This window comes from Asticcacaulis taihuensis (assembly GCF_900100255.1).
In the GTDB taxonomy this organism is placed as follows: Bacteria; Pseudomonadota; Alphaproteobacteria; order Caulobacterales; family Caulobacteraceae; genus Asticcacaulis; species Asticcacaulis taihuensis.
Window position 1 is genome coordinate 72,386 of record NZ_FMTS01000004.1, and the last position, 19,475, is coordinate 91,860.

General features: G+C 60.7%; 18 protein-coding genes. 6 read left to right on the forward strand and 12 right to left on the reverse strand.

Annotation, left to right across the window (positions count from 1 at the left end):
- Positions 1–13: 13 nt before the first annotated feature.
- On the reverse strand, positions 14–1,231 hold the full coding sequence (locus BLO49_RS11325) for an acetyl-CoA C-acetyltransferase (protein WP_090648510.1): 1,218 nt from the start codon (positions 1,229–1,231) through the stop codon (positions 14–16).
- 213 nt (positions 1,232–1,444) lie between these two features.
- Here BLO49_RS11325 and dgoD point away from each other — a divergent pair, with 213 nt between their 5' ends.
- From dgoD to BLO49_RS11345, 4 genes are all read left to right on the forward strand, one after another.
- A complete protein-coding gene (gene dgoD, locus BLO49_RS11330; protein WP_090648512.1) occupies positions 1,445–2,626 on the forward strand; it encodes a galactonate dehydratase in 1,182 nt (393 codons plus the stop codon).
- Positions 2,627–2,892: 266 nt separating this feature from the next.
- Complete coding sequence (locus tag BLO49_RS11335; RefSeq protein WP_090648514.1) at positions 2,893–3,753, forward strand: SMP-30/gluconolactonase/LRE family protein; 861 nt, start codon at positions 2,893–2,895, stop codon at positions 3,751–3,753.
- 133 nt (positions 3,754–3,886) lie between these two features.
- Positions 3,887–4,801 (forward strand): 2-dehydro-3-deoxygalactonokinase, encoded by a 915-nt coding sequence (locus BLO49_RS11340; protein ID WP_090648993.1) that lies wholly within the window; start codon positions 3,887–3,889, stop codon positions 4,799–4,801.
- Positions 4,798–5,439, forward strand: coding sequence for a 2-dehydro-3-deoxy-6-phosphogalactonate aldolase (locus tag BLO49_RS11345; RefSeq protein ID WP_090648517.1), 642 nt, complete (start codon positions 4,798–4,800; stop codon positions 5,437–5,439). The genes BLO49_RS11340 and BLO49_RS11345 overlap by 4 nt, the downstream gene beginning before the upstream one ends.
- 70 nt (positions 5,440–5,509) lie before the next feature.
- Here the strand turns inward: BLO49_RS11345 and BLO49_RS11350 are convergent, their stop codons facing one another.
- The 5 genes from BLO49_RS11350 to BLO49_RS11370 form a co-directional block, all read right to left on the reverse strand.
- Positions 5,510–7,090 carry a TadE/TadG family type IV pilus assembly protein gene (locus BLO49_RS11350; protein ID WP_090648519.1) on the reverse strand — a complete coding sequence of 527 codons (1,581 nt, stop codon included), beginning with the start codon at positions 7,088–7,090 and terminating at the stop codon, positions 5,510–5,512.
- Between the two features lie 146 nt (positions 7,091–7,236).
- On the reverse strand, positions 7,237–9,624 hold the full coding sequence (locus BLO49_RS11355) for a membrane-bound PQQ-dependent dehydrogenase, glucose/quinate/shikimate family (protein ID WP_220083727.1): 2,388 nt from the start codon (positions 9,622–9,624) through the stop codon (positions 7,237–7,239).
- A 116-nt stretch (positions 9,625–9,740) separates the two neighbouring features.
- Positions 9,741–11,339 (reverse strand): ATP-binding protein, encoded by a 1,599-nt coding sequence (locus BLO49_RS11360; protein ID WP_090648521.1) that lies wholly within the window; start codon positions 11,337–11,339, stop codon positions 9,741–9,743.
- 4 nt (positions 11,340–11,343) lie between these two features.
- Positions 11,344–12,864, reverse strand: a complete 1,521-nt coding sequence (locus tag BLO49_RS11365; RefSeq protein WP_090648524.1) for an ATPase domain-containing protein — start codon at positions 12,862–12,864, stop codon at positions 11,344–11,346.
- A gap of 125 nt (positions 12,865–12,989) precedes the next feature.
- On the reverse strand, positions 12,990–13,418 hold the full coding sequence (locus tag BLO49_RS11370; protein ID WP_245678995.1) for a winged helix-turn-helix transcriptional regulator: 429 nt from the start codon (positions 13,416–13,418) through the stop codon (positions 12,990–12,992).
- A gap of 100 nt (positions 13,419–13,518) precedes the next feature.
- Between BLO49_RS11370 and BLO49_RS11375 the strand changes: the two genes are divergently transcribed.
- On the forward strand, positions 13,519–14,379 hold the full coding sequence (locus BLO49_RS11375) for an SDR family oxidoreductase (protein WP_090648527.1): 861 nt from the start codon (positions 13,519–13,521) through the stop codon (positions 14,377–14,379).
- Positions 14,380–14,493: 114 nt separating this feature from the next.
- Complete coding sequence (locus BLO49_RS11380) at positions 14,494–15,009, forward strand: GNAT family N-acetyltransferase (RefSeq protein WP_090648529.1); 516 nt, start codon at positions 14,494–14,496, stop codon at positions 15,007–15,009.
- Here BLO49_RS11380 and BLO49_RS11385 read toward each other — a convergent pair.
- The 6 genes from BLO49_RS11385 to BLO49_RS11410 all read right to left on the reverse strand — a co-directional run bounded on the left by BLO49_RS11385 (position 15,006) and on the right by BLO49_RS11410 (position 19,413).
- Complete coding sequence (locus tag BLO49_RS11385) at positions 15,006–15,878, reverse strand: LysR family transcriptional regulator (RefSeq protein ID WP_090648532.1); 873 nt, start codon at positions 15,876–15,878, stop codon at positions 15,006–15,008. The two genes, BLO49_RS11380 and BLO49_RS11385, sit on opposite strands and share 4 nt — an antisense overlap.
- 153 nt (positions 15,879–16,031) lie before the next feature.
- Positions 16,032–17,033, reverse strand: coding sequence for a YeiH family protein (locus BLO49_RS11390; RefSeq protein WP_090648535.1), 1,002 nt, complete (start codon positions 17,031–17,033; stop codon positions 16,032–16,034).
- A gap of 86 nt (positions 17,034–17,119) precedes the next feature.
- Positions 17,120–17,572, reverse strand: a complete 453-nt coding sequence (locus BLO49_RS11395; RefSeq protein WP_090648538.1) for an NUDIX domain-containing protein — start codon at positions 17,570–17,572, stop codon at positions 17,120–17,122.
- The gene (locus tag BLO49_RS11400; RefSeq protein ID WP_090648541.1) at positions 17,559–18,584 is read right to left on the reverse strand and encodes a phospholipase C/P1 nuclease family protein; all 1,026 of its coding nucleotides are present in this window, start codon (positions 18,582–18,584) and stop codon (positions 17,559–17,561) included. Before BLO49_RS11400 ends, BLO49_RS11395 begins: the two co-directional genes overlap by 14 nt.
- A 41-nt stretch (positions 18,585–18,625) precedes the next feature.
- On the reverse strand, positions 18,626–18,955 hold the full coding sequence (locus BLO49_RS11405) for a 2Fe-2S iron-sulfur cluster-binding protein (RefSeq protein WP_170828309.1): 330 nt from the start codon (positions 18,953–18,955) through the stop codon (positions 18,626–18,628).
- A 104-nt stretch (positions 18,956–19,059) separates the two neighbouring features.
- Entirely contained in the window at positions 19,060–19,413 is a 354-nt protein-coding gene (locus tag BLO49_RS11410; protein WP_090648543.1) for an Hpt domain-containing protein, read from the reverse strand.
- Positions 19,414–19,475: the final 62 nt, after the last annotated feature.

The following is a 19,475-nucleotide window of genomic DNA, read 5'->3' on the forward strand; positions in this document are numbered from 1 at the left end:
CTCCCTGCTCTTCTTAAACGCGCTCGATCACAGTGGCGGTGGCCATGCCGCCGCCAACACACAGGACCGCCAGACCGGTCGATTTACCCGAACGTTCCAGCTCATCAGCCAAGGTGCCGAGGATCATGGCGCCGGTGGCGCCCAGCGGATGGCCCATGGCGATGGCGCCGCCACAGACATTGATCTTGTCTTGCGGGATATCGAGCGCCTGCATGTAACGCAGGACAACGGCGGCGAAGGCTTCGTTGAGTTCGTAAAGGTCGATGTCCGTCGTCTTCATGCCGAGTCGCTTGAGCAGCTTTTCAGTGACATAGGACGGGCCGGTCAGCATGATCGACGGCTCCGAGCCGATCGACGCCGTGCCCAGAATGCGGGCCTTAGGTCTAAGGCCGGTGATCCTGCCGGCCTCCTGCGAGCCGACCAGAACTGCCGCCGCACCATCGACGATCGAGGACGAATTGCCCGGCGTATGGACGTGATTGACGCGCTCGACTTCCGGATAGCGCTGCTGGATGACCGAATCAAAGGCCATTTCGCCGAAGGCGGCGAAGGACGGATTGAGACCGGCCAGGGTCTGCATGTCGGTGCCAGGACGGATGGTTTCATCGTGCGCCAGGGCGATCACGCCCATCTGGTCCTTGATCGGCACGATCGCGTTCTTGAAGCGCCCTTCGGCCCAGGATTGCGCCGCACGCTTGTGGCTCTCGACCGAATAGGCGTCGACATCGGTGCGCGAAAAGCCCCACTTGGAGGCGATCATGTCGGCCGAGACGCCCTGCGGCACAAAATGCGTCGGGAAGGCCGCGGCCACGTCGATGGCCCAGGCGCCGCCATCGGAGCCCATCGGCACGCGGCTCATGCACTCGACCCCGCCGCCAATGGCCATAGTCGCCTCGCCGGACACCACCTTGGCGGCGGCGACATTGACGGCTTCGAGACCGGAAGCGCAGAAGCGGTTGAGTTGCACGCCGCCCGTAGTTTCGGCGTACTTTGCGGCCAGAACGGCGGCGCGGGCGATATCCCCGCCCTGTTCGCCCGCCGGCGTCACGCAGCCCCACATCACGTCATCGACCAAGGATGTATCGAGACTGTTACGGTCTTTCACGGCCTCCAGAACCTGCTTCGACAGGTCGAGCGCGGTGATCTGGTGGAGGGAACCATCCTTCTTGCCCTTACCGCGCGGCGACCGCACGTGATCATAGATATAGGCGGAATTTTCAGGGCTGGGCATAGATGGACTCCTCTGTTCAGGCATTTGGCTTTGGGCCATTTCTTGGTGAGGCATAGATGCGCTTACTTTACGCGAACGTCAAGATAAGCGATAAAAATAATCACGGCTGTCAGGCGGAAATTCCACGCCCGCGCATCTAATTATCATACAATATCTTGACCTACGCGCGCTAAATGATTAGGTCATTTATAAGATAATTACAGGACTCACCTTATGGATACCGCCGCTCCGCTTTCGACTGTTACAGCCCAGACCAAACTGCGCAAGATAGAAACCTTCGCTGTGCCGCCGCGCTGGCTGTTCGTGCGCATCGAGACCGAGGACGGTGCCGTTGGCTGGGGCGAAGCCTCGCTGGAAGGTCATACCGAGGCCACGCAAGCCGCCTTCGCGGAGATTCGCGAACGCTTTATCGGCCATGACGCCGATCGAATCGAGGATATGTGGCAGGTCTTTTACCGCCTGGGCTTCTATCGCGGCGGCCCGGTGCTGATGTCGGCCCTTTCCGGCTTCGATCAGGCGCTGTGGGACCTGAAGGCCCGCCGGCTGGGCGTGCCCGTGTGGCAACTGCTTGGCGGCCGGGTGCGTGACCGCGTACAGGTCTATGCCTGGATCGGCGGCGACCGCCCGTCGGATGTGGTGGATGCCGGCAAGGCCCGCCTGGCGCAGGGCTTCAAGGCCGTGAAGATGAACGCCAGCGAAGACATGGGCTGGCTCGATTCGCCGAAGGTCATCGATGGTGTCTGCGACCGCCTGACCTCGGTGCAGGCCCTGGGTCTCGATGTCGGCCTCGATTTCCACGGCCGCGTCCACAAGCCGATGGCCAAGCAGATCGCCCACGCGCTGGAGCCGCTGCGCCCGCTGTTCATCGAGGAGCCGCTGCTTTCCGAGCATCCGGAAGCCATCGCGCAGTTCGCCAACATGACCTCCACACCGGTGGCCCTGGGCGAACGCCTATACTCGCGCTGGGACTTCAAGCCCTTCTTCGAGCGCGCTTGCGTCGACATCATCCAGCCGGATCTCAGCCACGCCGGTGGCATTTCCGAGGTGAAGCGCATCGCCGCCATGGCCGAAGCCTATGATGTCGCCATCGCGCCGCACTGTCCGCTGGGTCCGCTGGCCATGGCCGCCTGTTTCCAGATCGGCATTTCGACGCCCAACCACGTCATTCAGGAGATGTCGCTCGGCATCCACTACAACACCAACGGCCATGACCTGCTGTTCTATATGAAGAACCCGGAAGTGTTCGATGTGAAGGACGGTTATGTCGAGGCCCTGACCGGCCCCGGCCTCGGGGTCGAGATCGACGAGGACAAGGTGCGCGAAATGTCCAGGGATTGCCCGCCCTGGCGCAATCCGGCGTGGCGCGGCCCGGATGGCTATGTGCGCGAGTGGTAGGCGGGACGGTCTAACGGGCTGCAAAGCATCATCTGACTGCGATACGTTCCTCACGTACTTAAGTACGCTGCGGTACGTTTCTCGTCAGCTAATCCTTTTCGCCACGTTATCCCGCCCCGCGTCTTCTTATACCTCCCCAGTTTTACTGGGGAGGGGGACCGCACGAACCGCGAAGCGGTGAGATGTGGTGGTGGGGTTTCTTGCTTTTCTTTTTCAGCCGCTTATCCTAAAACGCCTTAACTCAGACAAAACAGGATCAGGAAACCATGACTGCCATTCTCCGCCGTTCCGCCCCAGGCGCCATTCTTGGTGAAGGCCCGCTATGGTCGAAGCGCGATCAATGCGTCTATTGGGTGGATATCCTGTCGCACAATCTCCACGCCTACTATCTGAGCGGCGAAAGCAAGACCTGGCATTTCCCCGAACCCATCGGCTGGGTGATCGAACGCGAAAAGGGCGGCTTCATCGCCGGCCTGATGTCGGGCTTCGCCGAGGTTACACTCGATCCGCTGACCATCAAACATATCGCCACCCCCTATCCTCACGAGCCGGAAAACCGCCTGAACGACGCCAAGGCCGATGACCTGGGCCGCATCTGGGCCGGCTCCATGCATAAGCCGATCGAAAAGATTTCCGGCGCCTTCTATCGCCTGAATACGGACCTCTCCTGGCAGGAGGTCGACGGGCCGTACAAGATCGCCAATGGCCCGACCTTCTCGGCTGACCATGCCCGCGTCTACCACACCGATACCGGCAAATCCGAAATCTACGTCTTCGATGTCATCGATGGCGAACTGGCCAACAAGACTCTTTGGCTGACCTTCCCGGAAGATTGGGGCGGCCCCGACGGCATGACGACAGATGCGCAGGGCGGTATCTGGATTGCCCACTGGGGCCCCGGCCGCGTCACCCGCTTCAACCCGGATGCCACGGTCGATTTCTCCATCGATTTGCCGGCCAAACAGATCACCTCTCTCTGCTTCGCCGGCGACAATCTTAACCGCGTCTTCGTCACCTCGGCAGCGGAAAACCTGCCGGAAGACCGCGAAGGCGGTACCCTGTTTGAAATCCCGGCGCCTCTGCTGCGCGGACATACCGGGCTGGAACCGCAGAAATTCGGCGGATAAGCGTGACAGCGGGAAATGGATTGCAACACCTTCTGAACCAGGGCGCGCACCTGCGGCAAAACTATGGTGGCTAAGGCGTCCTCACGGTGCTAAACCCGCCGCGTAAATATCGGATTCCATGAAGATTGATCACATGACCTATGCTGCACCCGCCCTGCTTGCCGCTGATTGGGGCACCACCAATTTCCGCCTGTTTCTCTTCGGCACCGACGGCCGTATCATCGCCAAGCACACGGCCAATATTGGCCTGAAAAATCTCGGCGTCCTGACCTTCGAGCAGGCCCTTCTGTCGGTCATGAAGGGCGATTTCGACCGCCCGGACCTGCCCATCCTGCTTTCCGGCATGGTCGGTTCGCGCACCGGCTGGGTGGAGGCGCCTTATCAGTCCTGCCCGTCGAGCCTGAAGGACATCGCCAGCCACCTGGTCGATGCGCCGTCCGACCGCCTGAAGGTGAAGATCGTGCCCGGCCTGCGCGCACCGGCGGATCACGAGGGCCTGCTCAATGTCATGCGCGGCGAAGAAACTCAGCTCTTTGGACTTTCCGCGACCCTGGGCGACGGCGTTTTCGTCCTGCCCGGCACGCATTCCAAGTGGGCGGCCGTCGAAAACAATGTCATCGAGGGTTTCAGCTCCTACATGACCGGCGAAATGTTCCAGGTGCTGAAACGCCACTCGATCCTGGGCGACCTGATGGATAACGACCGTGACGATGAAGCCGCCTTCACCCTGGGGGTCGATCGCGCCATGGCTGACAAGTCCTTCCTGTCCCTGGTTTTTTCCGTCCGCACCGAGGGCCTGTTCGGCCATATCGCGCCGGAGAGCCTGTCATCCTATCTGTCCGGGCTTTTGATCGGTTCGGAAATCCGCGCTGAAAGCATCCGCCATGGCATTCGCCCGGTCGGCATTGTCGGCGACGGCACGCTCAGCAACCTCTACAAACGCGCCCTCACCCATACCGGCTTTACCGATGTCACCATCCATGATGGCGACGCGGCGGCGGCGGCGGGTCTGTGGGCCATCGCCCAGCAAGGAAAGCTCGTATTATGACCGTGATGGAACAGTGGCAGGACGCCCTGAAAACCCTGCCCCTGGTGGCGATCCTGCGCGGCCTGCGCCCCTCTGAAGCACTGGATATCGGCGAAGTTCTGGTCGAGGCCGGTTTTCGCATCGTCGAGGTGCCGCTCAATTCGCCCGATCCGTTCGATTCGATCAAACTGCTGGCACAGAGCTTAAGCAAGCGCGCCATTGTCGGCGCCGGCACGGTGCTCACTGTCGCTGATGTCGAGACGCTTCATGCCGTCGGTGGCCAGATCTGCATCTCGCCCAACGCCAATTCGGACGTCATCCGCCGCGCCAAGGCGCTGGGCCTGATTTCGTTCCCCGCCTTCTTTACCCCGACCGAAGCCTTTGCGGCCATCGATGCCGGCGCCGACGCCATCAAGCTGTTCCCCGCCGAACTGGCGGGCACCACCGGGCTGAAAGCGATGAAGGCGGTGCTGCCGAAAACCGTGCCGGTTTTCCCGGTCGGCGGCGTAAATCCGGACAATATGAAGGATTTCATCGAGGCCGGCGCGGCCGGTTTCGGCATCGGCTCGGCGGTCTTCAAGCCGGGCGACACACCGGAGATCGTTTACAAGAAGGCCCGCGCCTTTGTCGAAGGCTGGGAAGCCATCCACAAAATCTAGTCACTGGCCTTGGTCAATGGGCATAGAAAAACCGCCGGAAGCATCAGCTTCCGGCGGTTTCTTTATCTGTTTACTGCACCAGCCTGAGCTTGCCGATACGCAGGAAGATATCGGCCATGGTGGCATTCAACTGCGACGCCGAGCTTAGATCGTAATAATAGATCGTCTTAGTGGCGCATTTCTTCAGCATATCGCTGTTACCGTCCATCACGCGGACCACGAAAATGGTGACCCCCTTGTCCTTCGCCGCCTGGCAAGCCAGGGCCGTGCGGGCGTCGATATCGGCTTGCGTGCTGGTCCAGCGGTTTTGCGTATTGTCGCCGTCGGTGACGACGATCATGTACTTGTCCATGTCCGGATCGCCGAAGGCAACGCCCTGCGTATAAGGCGCTTCCGGAGACAACAATTCCATGCCCATCTGCACCCCGATGGTGATGTTGGTATTGCCGCCGGCGGTCAGTGCATTAACATAGGTCTTAGTGTCGCTGATACTGGTGGTGAGATCCTGGATCACCTTCGGAGGCGTGCTGGAGCAGTCCACTGCCGGATAGGCGCTGTCCGGGATATCAGCATTATAGGTGTCGGAAACAGTATCGTAAGGCTGTCCGCGGTCCTCCACGCATCCTGCCCAGCTACTGGCATAGTTGGTTTTAATCGGCGAAAATGACGTGTAGCCGGAAGGCGCGTAGTTCGTATAGGTCGAGTAGCCGGATTGGTTTTTTTGGACCGAATATTGTGGCGTAGATGTAATTTTGTGCGTCGTTTGATCGATGCTGACAATGACCGTTTCGGTATAGAGTGTATAGTTGTTGTTGGATATTTTCTCATACGCCATAGCTGTTGCCGAATAAGTGCCGGCGGCATTATTAAGCTTGTAATACATCCTTGACGTCGCCTTTGACAGGCAACTGGACTTGTTGCTCGACTTGGCATCGTTGCATATCGCATTATAGACCTGATATGAGGCCAGGCAGGCGTAGTATAACCCTTTGATACCATTTTCCGTGGTTGAGCACTTGGTATAGTCCACATAGGCATCGGTGGCGCTCGTCGGCATCCGCACTTGAGTATTGAACGGCACAACCCCAACCTTGACGTCGGAGCTGTTCTTGCCATTGGCATCGAGCAGGGAATTCAGCACCGAGGTGACGCTCGATTTGAGGTTTGTCAGCTTACTGCTCGAATTCATAGACCCGGTGACGTCAAGCACCAGAGCCAGTTCAAAGGGATTAACTTCCGACTGCGCTGTAGAACTGACATTCAGTGTCTGGGTGCCCAGGCCGACCAGTCCCAGGAAATAGGGTTTGATGGTCGCCGTCGCCGTATAGTTCAGCTTGGAGATATTATCGACAACCGTCTTCTTCAGGCTATGCGCCCCCAGGGTAACGTCGCTGGCGTTAAAATTGTCATCAAACGCCTGCTGCGCCGCCAGTTCGGAAACCGTGTCACCCTGGCTGGCCGTCAGCGCACCGCGCAGGACGGCGATATCGGCCGCATCCTGCATCTTGTTGCGCGCATCGTTGATGCGTGAGAAATCTACCGCGCCGCCAGTGACCGCCACCAGGAACAAGGCGCTCAAACCAAAGATGATGGCGACGTTTCCGCCCTTATGGCTCTGGAACCTGTTCCACAGCCCGGATTTTGCAGACATGACTGGCCCCGTAAAAGAATACGCCCGTCAGCAGTCTTGCCATCATATGTTTAAACAAATGAGATCATAAGTAGTAAACGCCCCGGTAAAAATCGTTAACCAGACCATAAGGCCCGCCCGGAAACCTGCCGGGCGGGCCTTTACGCTTACTTCTTTTCCGGCAGGGCATAGGCGATCAGGTAATCACCTTCCGGTGTCTTCATGAAGTGGTGGCCGCCGGCCATAATCACCACATATTGCCGGCCATTCTGCTCGTAGACCATCGGATTGGCCTGGCCGCCCGCGGGCAGAGTGTCCTGCCACAGGGTCTTGCCGGTGCGGATATCGATGGCGCGGAACTGGTTATCCGTGGTGGCCGCAATAAAGATCAGACCGCCCGCCGTCACCGCCGGTCCGCCATTATTGGGCGTGCCGATCCGGATTGGCAGAAGCGAAGGCAGGCCGAACGGGCCATTACGCCGGGCATCGCCAAACGCGTGATCCCACAGGGTCTTGCCGGTCTTCAGGTCGAAGGCGCGAATCCCTCCGTAAGGCGGCTGCTTGCACAGCATCCCCGTCACCGGCATCACCCAGCCGGCATTGACGTCGATGGCGAACGGCGCCCCTTCCTGCGGCCCGGCCCCCTCCGCGCCGCCCTTACCGGTGTTCTTCGGATCACCTACGGCGTAAATGCCACGATCATTCGCCTGCTTGCGGGTCAGCAACTGATCATAATTGGCGGTGAGGTTATAGTTGGCGATCACAACGCCGCGGCGCGGATCGACGGCCGCGCTGCCCCAGTCGGAGCCGCCATTATAGCCGGGATACTGGATATAGGGCTTGTCCAGTTGCGGCGCGGTATACATGCCGGCATAGTGCGCCTTGCGGAACTGAATGCGGCAGAACATCTGGTCGATCGGCGACATACCCCACATCTGGCGTTCGGTGATATCGCCGTCACGCACGTTCTGATAGGTCGAATATGGCTGAACCGGGCTGCGTTCCTGCGGCTCGACGCCGCCGACCTCGACCTTCATCTGGCCTACCCCGGTCAAGGGCTTGCCGGTGCGGCGGTCGAGCACATAGAAATCGCCCTGCTTGGTAGGCAGCAGGATGGCCGGCACCATTTGGCCGTTCACCGGGAAATTGACTAGCGAGACCTGGGAACCCTGGTCATAGTCCCAGACATCGTTGATCGCCGTGTGGAACACCCAGGCCGGCTTGCCGGTATCGACATTGAGCGCCACCAGGCCCGACGAATACATCTTTTCCGGCGGCCGGCGCTGGCCGCTGAGATAATCCGCCGCTGAATTGCCCATCGGCAGATAGACCTGACCCAACGCTTCATCGCCCGTGGCAGTGGTCCACATATTCGGCGTCCCCCGCGTATAGGTCTCGCCCGGGGGCGGCGCGCCATTACGATCCGGGCGCATCATATCCCAAGCAAAGCGCAACTGGCCCGTCACGGCGTCATAGCCCTGGATAACGCCCGATGGCGCCCACTTGTACTGGCCGTCCTGGACCTGGTGGCCGGTGACGACGATGCCATGCACGATCGTCGGCGCGGCGGTGATGGCCACCATGGACGGGATCACCTGGCCCATGCCGTCGGTAATCTTAACCTGTCCGCCGGTGCCGAAGCCCTGACACGGCTGGCCAGTGCGCGCATCGACCGCGATGATGCGGCCATCGAGTGTGCCCTCGAAAATGCGTTCGGCGCATGACGTACCCACAGCCGCCGTCGGCACCTTGTAATAAGCCACGCCGCGGCAGGCAGCGGTATAGGGGATGTATTCGGTCGGTACCTTCGGATCGAAGGTCCAGCGTACCTTGCCGGTGGCGGCATCGAGCGCGTACATCTTGTTCATGCCGGTGCAGGCATAGAGGCTGTCGCCGATCTTGATCGGCGTGGTCTCGGCGCCCCATTTGTCAGGCTGGCTGCCGGTACGATAGGTCCAGGCCACCTTGAGGTTTTTGACGGTGTCCGGATTGATCTGGTTGAGATCGGTATAGCGCTGGGCGCTTGAGCCCCCGCCATAGGTCGGCCAGTCGGCACCGGCAGCGGCGGCGGTATCGAAGGCGAGGGTGACGCCCGCGTCCGGCACAGGGGATTGCACGCCCGAACGGTTGGTGACCCAGACCGCCAGTCCCAGCAAGACGACAAAGGCGGCAATCCCGGCAAATCCCTGTAAGCGTCGCTTCCTGCCCTCGACCGGCAGAAGAGATGGCAGGAGACCGACCACGAACAACAGCATGACGAGCGGCGCGACGATCCGCGGCACCAGCGCCCAGCCGTTCAGCCCGGATTCCGTAAAGGCCCACAGAACCGTCAGGATAAAGGTGGCGATATAGATCCAGGCGCCGAGCACCCGGCCGGTAAAGATCAGTCCGCCGGAAGCAGCCAGAGCCACCCCCGCCAGCAGATAATACCAGCTACCGCCCAGCACCGCCAACTGGATGCCGCCGATGACCAGGACCACGCCGATCAGCGCCAGCACTACGCCCAGCACCTTGGCGGGCCAGCCCGCTTCCACCTTCATCCACAAATCTGTCATCGCATCCTCCGCTGCCAGTTCCGGCTGTCCTGCGGGCGGTCGAAACTCGTTTCAAAATCAACTATATCAGCTTAGGCTTCGAAAAATAAAAATTCAAAGTGTTACCACTTTGCGTTTCAAAGCGACTGGGCCGTAAACTGGCCGAGCCGGCTTTCGAGATCGGCGGGTGCAAAGGGCTTCGAAAGATATTCATTCATGCCGGCGGCCAGGCATTTTTCGCGGATACCGTCAAGCGCATGGGCCGTCATGCCGATGATCGGGGTTTCGGCATTGGGCCTGCCGGACCGGCGGATGAGGCGTGTGGCTTCGAACCCGTCCATCTCCGGCATCTGGATATCCATCAGGATGATGGCATAGCGCAGGCTGTCCGCCATGTAGACGGCGCTGGCGCCGTCTACAGCTAGGTCGACCTCATAACCAAACATTTCGAGGAAGGTTTTCGCCACCAGCACATTGGGCGGATAGTCCTCGACCAGCAGGACGCGGCCCTTCCCGGATCGGCCGGGCGAAGCGACCTCGGTCACCGCCGCAGGTTCAGCGGGCGCCACCTCCGGCAGGGCCAGGTTGAAGGTGAAGCATGAGCCCGCGCCGGGCGTGCTGTAAACCGTCAGGCTCCCCGCCATCAGTTCCGCCAGGGTCTTGCTGATAGCGAGGCCAAGCCCGGTGCCGCCGAACTTGCGGCTGATGGTGCTGTCGGCTTGAGTGAACTTGTCGAAGATCTTTTCGAGCTTTTCCGGCGCAATGCCGATGCCGGAATCGGAAACCGTAATCGACAGCCGGTCGCCGCCGTCATCCGGACGCAGGGTTTCTATGACGATCGCGCCCTTATCGGTAAACTTGATGGCGTTGGAGCACAGGTTGCTCAAAACCTGATGGATGCGCGTCGGGTCGCCAGCAAACCATTTGCCGCGCACATTATCGATATTCACGGTCAGGCTAAGGTGCTTTTCCGACGCCTTGACGGAACTGACACTGACCATATCCTCCAGCAGGCGATCGAGTCGGAAAGGCACGGTTTCGATTTCTATGCCGCTGGCCTCGATCTTGGAAATATCCAGCAGGTCATTGATCAGCATCAGCAGGCTTTCGCCGGAGGTCGACAGGGTTTCGATATATTTACGCTGGTTGGCGGTCAGGGGCGAACTGCGCGCCAGTATGGTCGAAAGCCCAAGTATGGCGTTCATCGGCGTGCGGATTTCGTGGCTCATATTGGCGAGAAATTCCGACTTCGCAACATTGGCGGCATTGGCTTTTTCCGTCGCCACCTTCATGATGTCCGCCTGCCGCGTCCGCTCCTGCAGGAAATCGCGGATGCCGTATTGCCTGTCCCGGTCACGCAGGGCCGACCGGATGGTCGACATGAAATTGCTGAGTTGCACTGGCCGCTTGATCAGGGTCATGTGCCCTATGGCTTCCAGTTCCTTCAGGATAGACTGCGAATCCTGCCCCGGCGGGGTCAGCAGGATAATGGGGATGTCCGACCAGTCCTCCTGCTTTTCCAGTGTGTCCTGGAGGCGTTTCCCCCGGTCGGCCAGCACATATTCCTGGGCCAGAATCAAGGCCGCGGCACCGGCCTGCATCTCGGCGCATAACTGAATGATATCGCGGCAGATCAGGGCGCTTACCCCTTCCCTGCCGAGCAGGTCCGCCGTAATGGCGCCGTCTCGCGCGGTCGGGGGCAGAATCAGAACGCGGCTTTCGGCCTCTTCCGTCACGCCCCTATTCCTCAATCGTGCTGTTTTGCACAGTCAGGGGCTCGGCGGATTTCATCGAGAACGGCGTGCCCGTCAGCAGGCCATGGAACCTGCGCAAGGGCTCGCCAATGCGGATTCCTGACTCGGTGAGGGAAAATTCACGGATGGAACGTTCATGCCGGCCGTTGCGTTTCTTGACGACAGAGATGAGTTGCCTGACCTCGCCCCTGGTCTCGAAATAGCGGAAGAGAATGACCGTATCGGCCAGGTAACTGGTATCGATCACGGTCTGCATCGCATTGCCAAGCAGGCCGTGCTGTGCCACCACCAGGAAAGTGATGATGCCGAGGTGACCGAGATAGGTCAGAAGCTCATGAAGCTGGGCGGTCAGAAAACGCTCTTCCGGCATGGCGTTGAGATAGCCATTGAGGCTGTCGATCACCACGATCTTGACCGGCTTGCCATTTTCGCCTTCGGCCGCCTTACGCACCTTGTCCGCGAACTCACCGGGTGACATTTCCGCCGGGTCGATGGCGCGCACCTCAATCAGCTTCTGGTCGACATAGGTGCGCAACGGAATGCCGATGCCCTCGGCGCGCTGGAACAGGGTTTCGAGGCGTTCGTCGAAGGAGAACAGGATGCTGGCCAGGCCGCGGCGTGCCGCTTCGGCGGCATACTGGACCCCGAGGCTGGACTTGCCGATCCCCGCCGGCCCCAGCAAGAGCACACTGGTGCCCGATGTCAGTCCACCGCCCAGAAGCGCGTCCATTTCAGGTATGCCGCTGCGCATGACGGTCACATCATTGCGCTTGAGATGTTCGCTGGCGATGATGCGCGGATAGACGACAAGGCCGCCGCGCTGGATGCTGAAGTCGTGATAACCGCCGCGATATCGCTGACCGCGCAGTTTGGTAATGCTCAAGCGCCGGCGTTCGGCGCCGTAATCAGGGGATAGCTGTTCAAGACTGATGACACCGTGGGCGATGCTTTCCAGTTGCAGATCGTCTTCGCCGCGCGCCGTCTTGTCATCGAGAAACAGCACCGTGCAATCCCGCCCGACGAAAAACTGCTTGAGCGCCAGGACCTGGCGGCGAAACCGCAAAGCGCTCTGGGCCAGCAGCTTGACCTCCGACAGGGAGTCGATCACCACCCGCTTCGGCTTGATGCGCTCAACCTCATCCTGGATACGCCGCGTGGTAACGCTCAGCTCCACTTCCGACGGCTGGAACATGGTGTACTGGTTGTCCGGATCGAGATCCTGCTCCTCGGCGATCAGCTCGAAAATCTCAACCTCATCGAGCACCATGCCGTGCGATTTCGCCACCGCCATCAGTTCCATGCGGGTTTCGGACAGGGTGACATAGAGCACCTTTTCGCCCTGCCGCACACCTTCAAGCAGGAACTGCAAGGACAGGGTTGTCTTGCCCGATCCGGGTGTTCCATGCAGCAGATAGACCCGGTTGGCCGTCAGGCCACCGCCTAGAATATCGTCAAATGCTGCTATGCCGGTCTTGATAACCGGGCTTGTCGTCTCCGCCTCTCTCACTGGGCCTCTCGCTGAAACTGTCTTGAAATCAGTCAATTACAGCGGGAATAATTTTTCAATTAGGTTGGAGGTCGTGGAAGTCCAAGCCCGCGTAAAGCGTCTGTTGTCGCGCCAAACGGATAAGGTCAGGCCAGTTCTGCCTGCGCCTCGGCGAAATCAGACCGGGCCTCCCGTATCTGCGCGTGGTGATCGGCCGCCCATTTCATCAGGCCCATCAAGGGCGGCATCATCGATTCGCCCAACGGCGTCAGGCGGTATTCGACCGAAGGCGGCTGGGTCGGGAAGACATGCCGGCTGACCAGGCCGTCGCGTTGCAGATCGCGCAGGGTCTGGGTCAGCATCCGCTGCGAGATATCCGGCACGGCGCGTTTCAACTCGCCGAAGCGGTGCGGCCGGGTGCCCAGGGCCACCATCAGCAGGCTCGACCACTTGTCGCCGATATGATCCATCACATCGCGTATCGGACACTTGCTGCTGTCTACCCGGCCCTCGACCTGAACCATGACGGCCTGCATGGCCTGACGCAGCGCAGGCGTGATTACTGGTTCCTTCAAGGTAACTATCTCCCGAAAACCTGCCGCCTTTACAGGCGGCAATAAGCTATTATTTTACACATGGTCTCATTTAGTAACCAAATATCATAAAGGAACCATCATGTCCAATCTTCTCGTTACGGGCGCCAATGGCAAGCTCGGCCGTCATGTCACCCAGCTTCTGCTCGAAGCTGGCCGGGACCATATCATCGCCGCTTCGCGCGACACCGCGAAGATCGCCGATCTGGCCGCCAAAGGCGCGGAAACCCGCACCGCCGACTTCGACGATCCCGCTTCGCTTGCCGCCGCCTTCAAAGGTGTCGACCGCGTCCTGATCATTTCGACCGATTCCCTCGGCACCGGCCAGCGCCTCAGGCAGCATCTGAATGCCGTAAAAGCCGCCGCCGAGGCCGGCGCCGAAATCGTCTATACCTCCATGCCGAAACCGGAAGGCTCCGCCGTCACCTTCGCCCCCGATCATGCCGGCACCGAACAGGCGATCATTGCCACTGGCCGTCCCTACACGATCCTGCGCGACGCCTGGTATCAGGAAAACCTGCTGATGACCCTGCCGGGCGCCTTTGCCTCAGGCACGCTCTATACCTCCGCCGGCGATGGCAAGATATCCCATGTCTCCCACGCAGATGTCGCCCGTTCAGCGGCGGCGGCCCTGAGCAGGTCCTCGGCCAACCAGATTCTCACCCTGACCGGCCCTGAACTTCTGACCACGAAACAGATCGCCGCCCTGGCCTCGGAAGTCATCGGCAAGCCGCTGGCAGTCGTCGACCTGACCGACGCGCAACTGGCCGGCGGCATGAAGGCGGCGGGCGTTCCAGAAGCGATTATCCCTATGCTGGTCTCCTTCGACACCACCACCCGCGAAGGCGGCTTCGATATTCTGACTGACGATGTCGAAACCCTTACCGGCCGCAAGCCGGAGCCCCTGCGCGCCTTCCTGGAAGCCAGCAAGTCGGCATTCTAAACTATACCTCCCCACCTGTGTTGGGGAGGGGGACCGTCCGGGGTAGCCTTTAGGCGAAGCCGGATGGTGGTGGGGTTTCTTGCTTAGGCCGCGCACACAGGCTATCACACGCTCATGCGCATCCTGCCCGTCGAACCCCACCACATCCCCGCCCTGTCGCAATTGGCGAGGGATACCTTTACCGAGACGTTCGGTCCCCTCTATCCGCCGGAAGACCTCAGCGCCTTTCTGGAAAAATCCTACGCGCCTGAAAAGCTGGCGGCGGAAACCGCCGATCCGGCGCAGTTCTGGCGCATTGTCTATGACGGCGATGACGCCGTGGCCTATCTGCAATGCGGACCGGTCGGCCTGCCCCACCCCGATGCCGATCCGGCCCGTGCCGGCGAACTGAAGCGCCTCTATGTCCATTCCAGCCAGCAAGGCAAGGGCCTGGGTCGGATGCTGATGGCCATTGCCCTGAACTGGCTGGGCGAGACCTATGGCGATGCGCCGCAGTGGATCGGCGTATGGAGCGAGAACCACAAGGCGCAGGCGCTTTACCGGTCTTACGGCTTCGAGCGGGTGGGCGAATACCAGTTCCCTGTCGGCCAGACGCTTGACGACGAGTTCATCCTGCGCCGCCAGCCTTAACTTTTGCAGATATCCATGAACGCCTGCTCAGCACGCGTACCGCTGCGTTCCTTCAGCCGAAGCAGGTAAAAGGATCGCGGCGACAGGCCGATATCCACCCCCTGCAACAAACCTGAGCGGATCGCTCGCTGCGCCACCAGTTCGGATTGCAGCGATACCCCCAGTCCGGCCTCGACCACGCCGCGCACCGCTTCGTTCGACGGCAGTTCCATGACCAAATTACCGGCATTGAGCCTTAATCCCATCGCGGCCAGATGGTCTTCCAGGATATGCCGTGTGCCCGATCCCGGTTCGCGGACGATAAAGCGCAATCCGGCCCAGTCCGCCGGCGTCAGGGATTGCGGCAGGTTGAGGCCCATTGGCGCGATCAGCACAAGCCGGTCGCCGTCAAGCGGCGTGACCGCCAGCCGCGGATCATCCACCTGTCCTTCCACCATGGCAATATCGGCCTCGCCGCTCAAAACCTTCGCCGCCGCCCGGTCGGTATTGCCGATCGTAAGTGCCAGGGTCAGGCCGGGACAGGCGGCATGAAACCGCGCCAGGCGCTCCGGCAGCCAGAAATTGGCGACCGTTTGGCTGGCGGCCAGATTAAGTGTTCCGCGCAGGCCACCCGTCGCGTCATGAAGAGTCTGCTCGGCCGCCCGCACCCGCGCCAGAACCGCCCGTGCTTCCGGCAGGAACAGCCGGCCAGCTTCGGTCAACGCAATGCCGCGCCCGATGCGGTCGAAAAGCTTCGTGCCATAACGAGCCTCAAGCGCCGCGATCGCCGAACTGACCGCCGACTGCGTCAGGTTTAGCGCTTCCGAGGCGCGGGTCAGGTGCTCGCGTTCGGCGACGGCGATAAAGATGCGAAGCTGCTCCAGGGTCATCTGTCAGATTTAAGAGACTGTTTTGAAAATGCGTCAGGCTGAGGCGAAACGGGCTGATTTCGAGAACCGGCGCGCAGCGTACTTAAGTACGTGAGCACCGGAAGCGCAGAAAGTAGCTCGTTGTAGGCCAGCCTCACGCATTTGCAACAGTCTCTAGGCGAAAGCCAGGGTAAGTCCCAGCGTAAAAAGCGAGATGAACACCGTGCCGAACGCGCCGAGCGCCAGCGGCGCCCAGCCCCTGGCTTTCAGGCCATTGATATGGGTCTTCAGGCCCATCGCCCCCAGCGCCACGGCCAGCAGGAAGCCCGACACCTGCCCGGCCAGGGCCGTCAATTCGTGCGGCAGGACGATCAGGCTGTTGATCACCACCAGGGCCAGGAAGCCGATGACGAACAGCGGCACAGCGGCGCCCGTATTTCCGGCTTCGGCCTTGCGCCGTCCGAAACGCAGGGTCATGACCAGGGGCGCCAGCATCAGGACGCGCGTCAGCTTGGCAATGGCGCCCGATTGCGTGGCCGCCGGGCCGACCTGTGCCGTGGCGCCGACCACCTGCGCCACCTCATGGATCGACGCCCCGGCCCACAGGCCATAGCAGCGGGCATCCAGCATCAGCCAATGATCGATCAGCGGATAGAGCAGCATCGCGGCCGTACCGAACAGGGTCACCATGGCCACGGCATAGGCGACATCCTCGTCCTCCGCCCCGGTCACCGCATTGACGCCCGCCACCGCCGATGCACCGCAGATACTGGTGCCGGCGGCGATCAGTTCGGCCAGTTTCGGCGCCACGCCGAGCGCCCGCCCCACCGCGCGGATCGTCAAGAAACTGACCGCCAGCCCGGCGGCGACAATGACAAACCCTGTCCAGCCGATCGCCACGATCTGGCCGAAACTGACCTGAAGACCCAGCAGGGCCACTGCCCAGCGCAACAGGCTGCGCGAGGAAAAGGCGATGCCGGCCTCCGCACGGTCCGGCAGCTTCACCGCATGGGCCAGGAACAGGCCGATGACCGCCGCCAGAATAGCCGGCGACACCGCGTTCATATGCGGCAACTGGTGAAGTCCGAACGCAACGGCCCCGATCAGGGCGGCGATCATAAGGCCCGGAAAAACTTCCGGCAGGCGGGCAGGTAATTTGGCGGCAAGATCGGTCATTGGGCAGGCTTTCAGTGTGTCTGACAGCCCGTATTAGATCGTCACCTTTATTCGATCCAATGAATTAAATTTATAAAATCGTTCAATTAAATCGATTGACTGCGCAACCACATGGCCAGCGGCCAGGCATAGCCCTCATGCTTCAGGTGCGTCATCACAACCATCGGATCGAGCCAGACCAGTTCATGATCCGCCTCAACCTTAAGGGTCGCGTCCTCGCCAATCAGCCGCATCTCGAAGAAGTGGCTGTGGTTGTTATAGGGCGTGCCGTTTTCGTGAATGATGTAGTGGTTCAGATTGGCGATCGGCCGGACGACCTCGACTACCAGCCCGACCTCCTCGCCGAACTCGCGCACCACCGCCTGTTCCGGCGTTTCGCCGGCATCGGTGGCGCCGCCGGGAAAGTCATAGCTGTAGGGGCCATAACCAATACGCGCGCAGGCGATCTTGCCATTGATCGTCAGGATGCCGTAGCCGCCGGTGCGCGGCAGGTAATCCAGACCTTCGCGGCGCGTGCCGTACTGATTAATCGTCGCCATACAGCACTTCCCACGGATCGGCGATCCGGCCGCCGACAAAATCATCATAGCTGCCGGCCTTGTAACCCACCTGCATGGTCTTGGACTCACGCCAGGCATCCAGCAGCGCGTCCCGCAGGTCGCCGGCACCACGCCCCAGGCGCTCGACCATGAAGGCCTTGCCGCGCGGGTCGCCGGCCGTGAAGCCACCGTCCTTTTCCATCTGGTACATCGGGATCACCTTGGCAAAGCTCGGCTTGAAGCGGCCGGTGACGCAGGTCATGATCGGCGCCGTGCAGGGCACATAGTCGCCCATGGCAGCCGCGATGTCGTCTTCCCTAACGGTGTCGTGAACATAGACACCTTCGAGCGGCGAATGGACCTTCTCCATCGTAAAACCGTTCGGATTAGGGAAATCGCCCCAACCATTATAGTGGATGCTGAGGTGCATAGGATTGGTCGAATCGCCGACATAATGCGCCAATATGCCGATGTCGCGCAGGGTCAGGTCTTCACGGCGGGCGAGATCGGCCCTGTACCAGGCTTTCTTCGTCCGGTCGGTTTCGCGCGCCTCGACATAGGTCAGGACACGCCAGAAAGCCATGTCCTTGACCACCTGCTGCCAGGCGTCGACCGTGGCATAGGGCAGATAGCCGGCCTTGTAGGGCTCGACGCCTTTCGCACGTAAGGCCGCTTCGTAGTCCGAGCGGTTGGCGAGCAGGTTATCGAGCGAGACTCCGGCCAGGGTGTTGCCGTCATCATCCAGGTCGATGAAGTGAGCAACATCGCGGTCATTGTCGTGAACCTTGCCGGCGCCACGCCAGCGGTCGGGCTCACGGGCATATTCGCCGACATCACTGATAGCTTGAGGCGTGCGCAGGAAGGCCGGCATATAGTCCGGCAGCGATTTCAGCGCCATCTCGCCGATCATGCGATGCCCCGAAGACCCCCAGGCCCAGGCCGCGCCCGCAGCCACCGTACCAACCAGGGCTGAACCGATCAGCAAAGACGCCAGCAGGGTTTTCAAACGCATGGATTGCCTCTTATATCTGTGGCCGCAACCTGCTCCGCCGCTTAATCCGCTTCCGGAGCCAGGGTGACCTCAAGTCCGTTTAAATCGTCGCGCATCAGAATCTGGCAGGAGAGACGCGAATTGCGCTTCACATTGAAGGCTTCGTCGAGTTTCTCGTCCTCCTCGTCGGATTTCGGCACCAGTTTCTCCTGCCACGTATCGGCGACATAAACATGACAGGTGGCGCATTCCAGGCAACCGCCGCACTCGGCCTTGATCGGCAGGCCGTTGTCACGGATGATTTCCATGATACGCCAGCCTTCGAGCGCGGGCAGGGTATGAACCACGCCTTCACGGTCGGTACAGATGATATGCAGCTCTTCGTCGCTCATGCCGGCTCTCTGGTTTCACTGAAAGATAGGGTCTGAGCTGAGCGTTTAAAGAGCCGCCCCCCAAATGCCAAGCCATAAAAACCGGCCGCTTGCGTCAGTTCTGCTTAACCGCGCAGGGATCTCAGTTGCAGTTCGTGAAGATAGGCCGCCACATCGTGCTGGGCGGCATTCATGGCCGAACGCACCTTGTCCAGACGCAGATCGGCCCCTTCGGCATCCCCGCGCTCGGCCGCCTCGGCAGCCGCCGCCAGCAGGCCCGCGCCGACACCAGCCGCCGCCCCCTTGATGGTGTGGGCAGCATCGCGCCAGCCATCATGCGCAGTAGTCAAAAGCGGCGACCACAGTTCGCACTGCTGCTGGAAGATGCGCAGGACTTCCTCCATCACCACAGCGTCATTCAGCGTATAGGCTTCAAGGTGGCCGAAATCGACCGCACCGGTCACATCACGCAAAGCCATACCCATCTCCCCGGAAAGAATCAGAGAGAGAACTTTGGTCTGTCCCGCTGTTTCCGGCAAGC

Excerpts from the sequence above, each read along its gene's own strand:
- BLO49_RS11350 (WP_090648519.1), bottom strand. The coding sequence starts at position 7,090 with ATGTCTGCAAAATCCGGGCTGTGGAACAGGTTCCAGAGCCATAAGGGC.
- BLO49_RS11375 (WP_090648527.1), top strand. The coding sequence starts at position 13,519 with ATGTCCAATCTTCTCGTTACGGGCGCCAATGGCAAGCTCGGCCGTCAT.
- dgoD (WP_090648512.1), top strand. The coding sequence starts at position 1,445 with ATGGATACCGCCGCTCCGCTTTCGACTGTTACAGCCCAGACCAAACTG.
- BLO49_RS11410 (WP_090648543.1), bottom strand. The coding sequence starts at position 19,413 with ATGGCTTTGCGTGATGTGACCGGTGCGGTCGATTTCGGCCACCTTGAA.
- BLO49_RS11400 (WP_090648541.1), bottom strand. The coding sequence starts at position 18,584 with ATGCGTTTGAAAACCCTGCTGGCGTCTTTGCTGATCGGTTCAGCCCTG.
- BLO49_RS11385 (WP_090648532.1), bottom strand. The coding sequence starts at position 15,878 with ATGACCCTGGAGCAGCTTCGCATCTTTATCGCCGTCGCCGAACGCGAG.
- BLO49_RS11380 (WP_090648529.1), top strand. The coding sequence starts at position 14,494 with ATGCGCATCCTGCCCGTCGAACCCCACCACATCCCCGCCCTGTCGCAA.
- BLO49_RS11325 (WP_090648510.1), bottom strand. The coding sequence starts at position 1,231 with ATGCCCAGCCCTGAAAATTCCGCCTATATCTATGATCACGTGCGGTCG.
- BLO49_RS11345 (WP_090648517.1), top strand. The coding sequence starts at position 4,798 with ATGACCGTGATGGAACAGTGGCAGGACGCCCTGAAAACCCTGCCCCTG.
- BLO49_RS11355 (WP_220083727.1), bottom strand. The coding sequence starts at position 9,624 with ATGACAGATTTGTGGATGAAGGTGGAAGCGGGCTGGCCCGCCAAGGTG.
- BLO49_RS11390 (WP_090648535.1), bottom strand. The coding sequence starts at position 17,033 with ATGACCGATCTTGCCGCCAAATTACCTGCCCGCCTGCCGGAAGTTTTT.
- BLO49_RS11405 (WP_170828309.1), bottom strand. The coding sequence starts at position 18,955 with ATGAGCGACGAAGAGCTGCATATCATCTGTACCGACCGTGAAGGCGTG.
- BLO49_RS11335 (WP_090648514.1), top strand. The coding sequence starts at position 2,893 with ATGACTGCCATTCTCCGCCGTTCCGCCCCAGGCGCCATTCTTGGTGAA.
- BLO49_RS11395 (WP_090648538.1), bottom strand. The coding sequence starts at position 17,572 with ATGGCGACGATTAATCAGTACGGCACGCGCCGCGAAGGTCTGGATTAC.
- BLO49_RS11340 (WP_090648993.1), top strand. The coding sequence starts at position 3,887 with ATGACCTATGCTGCACCCGCCCTGCTTGCCGCTGATTGGGGCACCACC.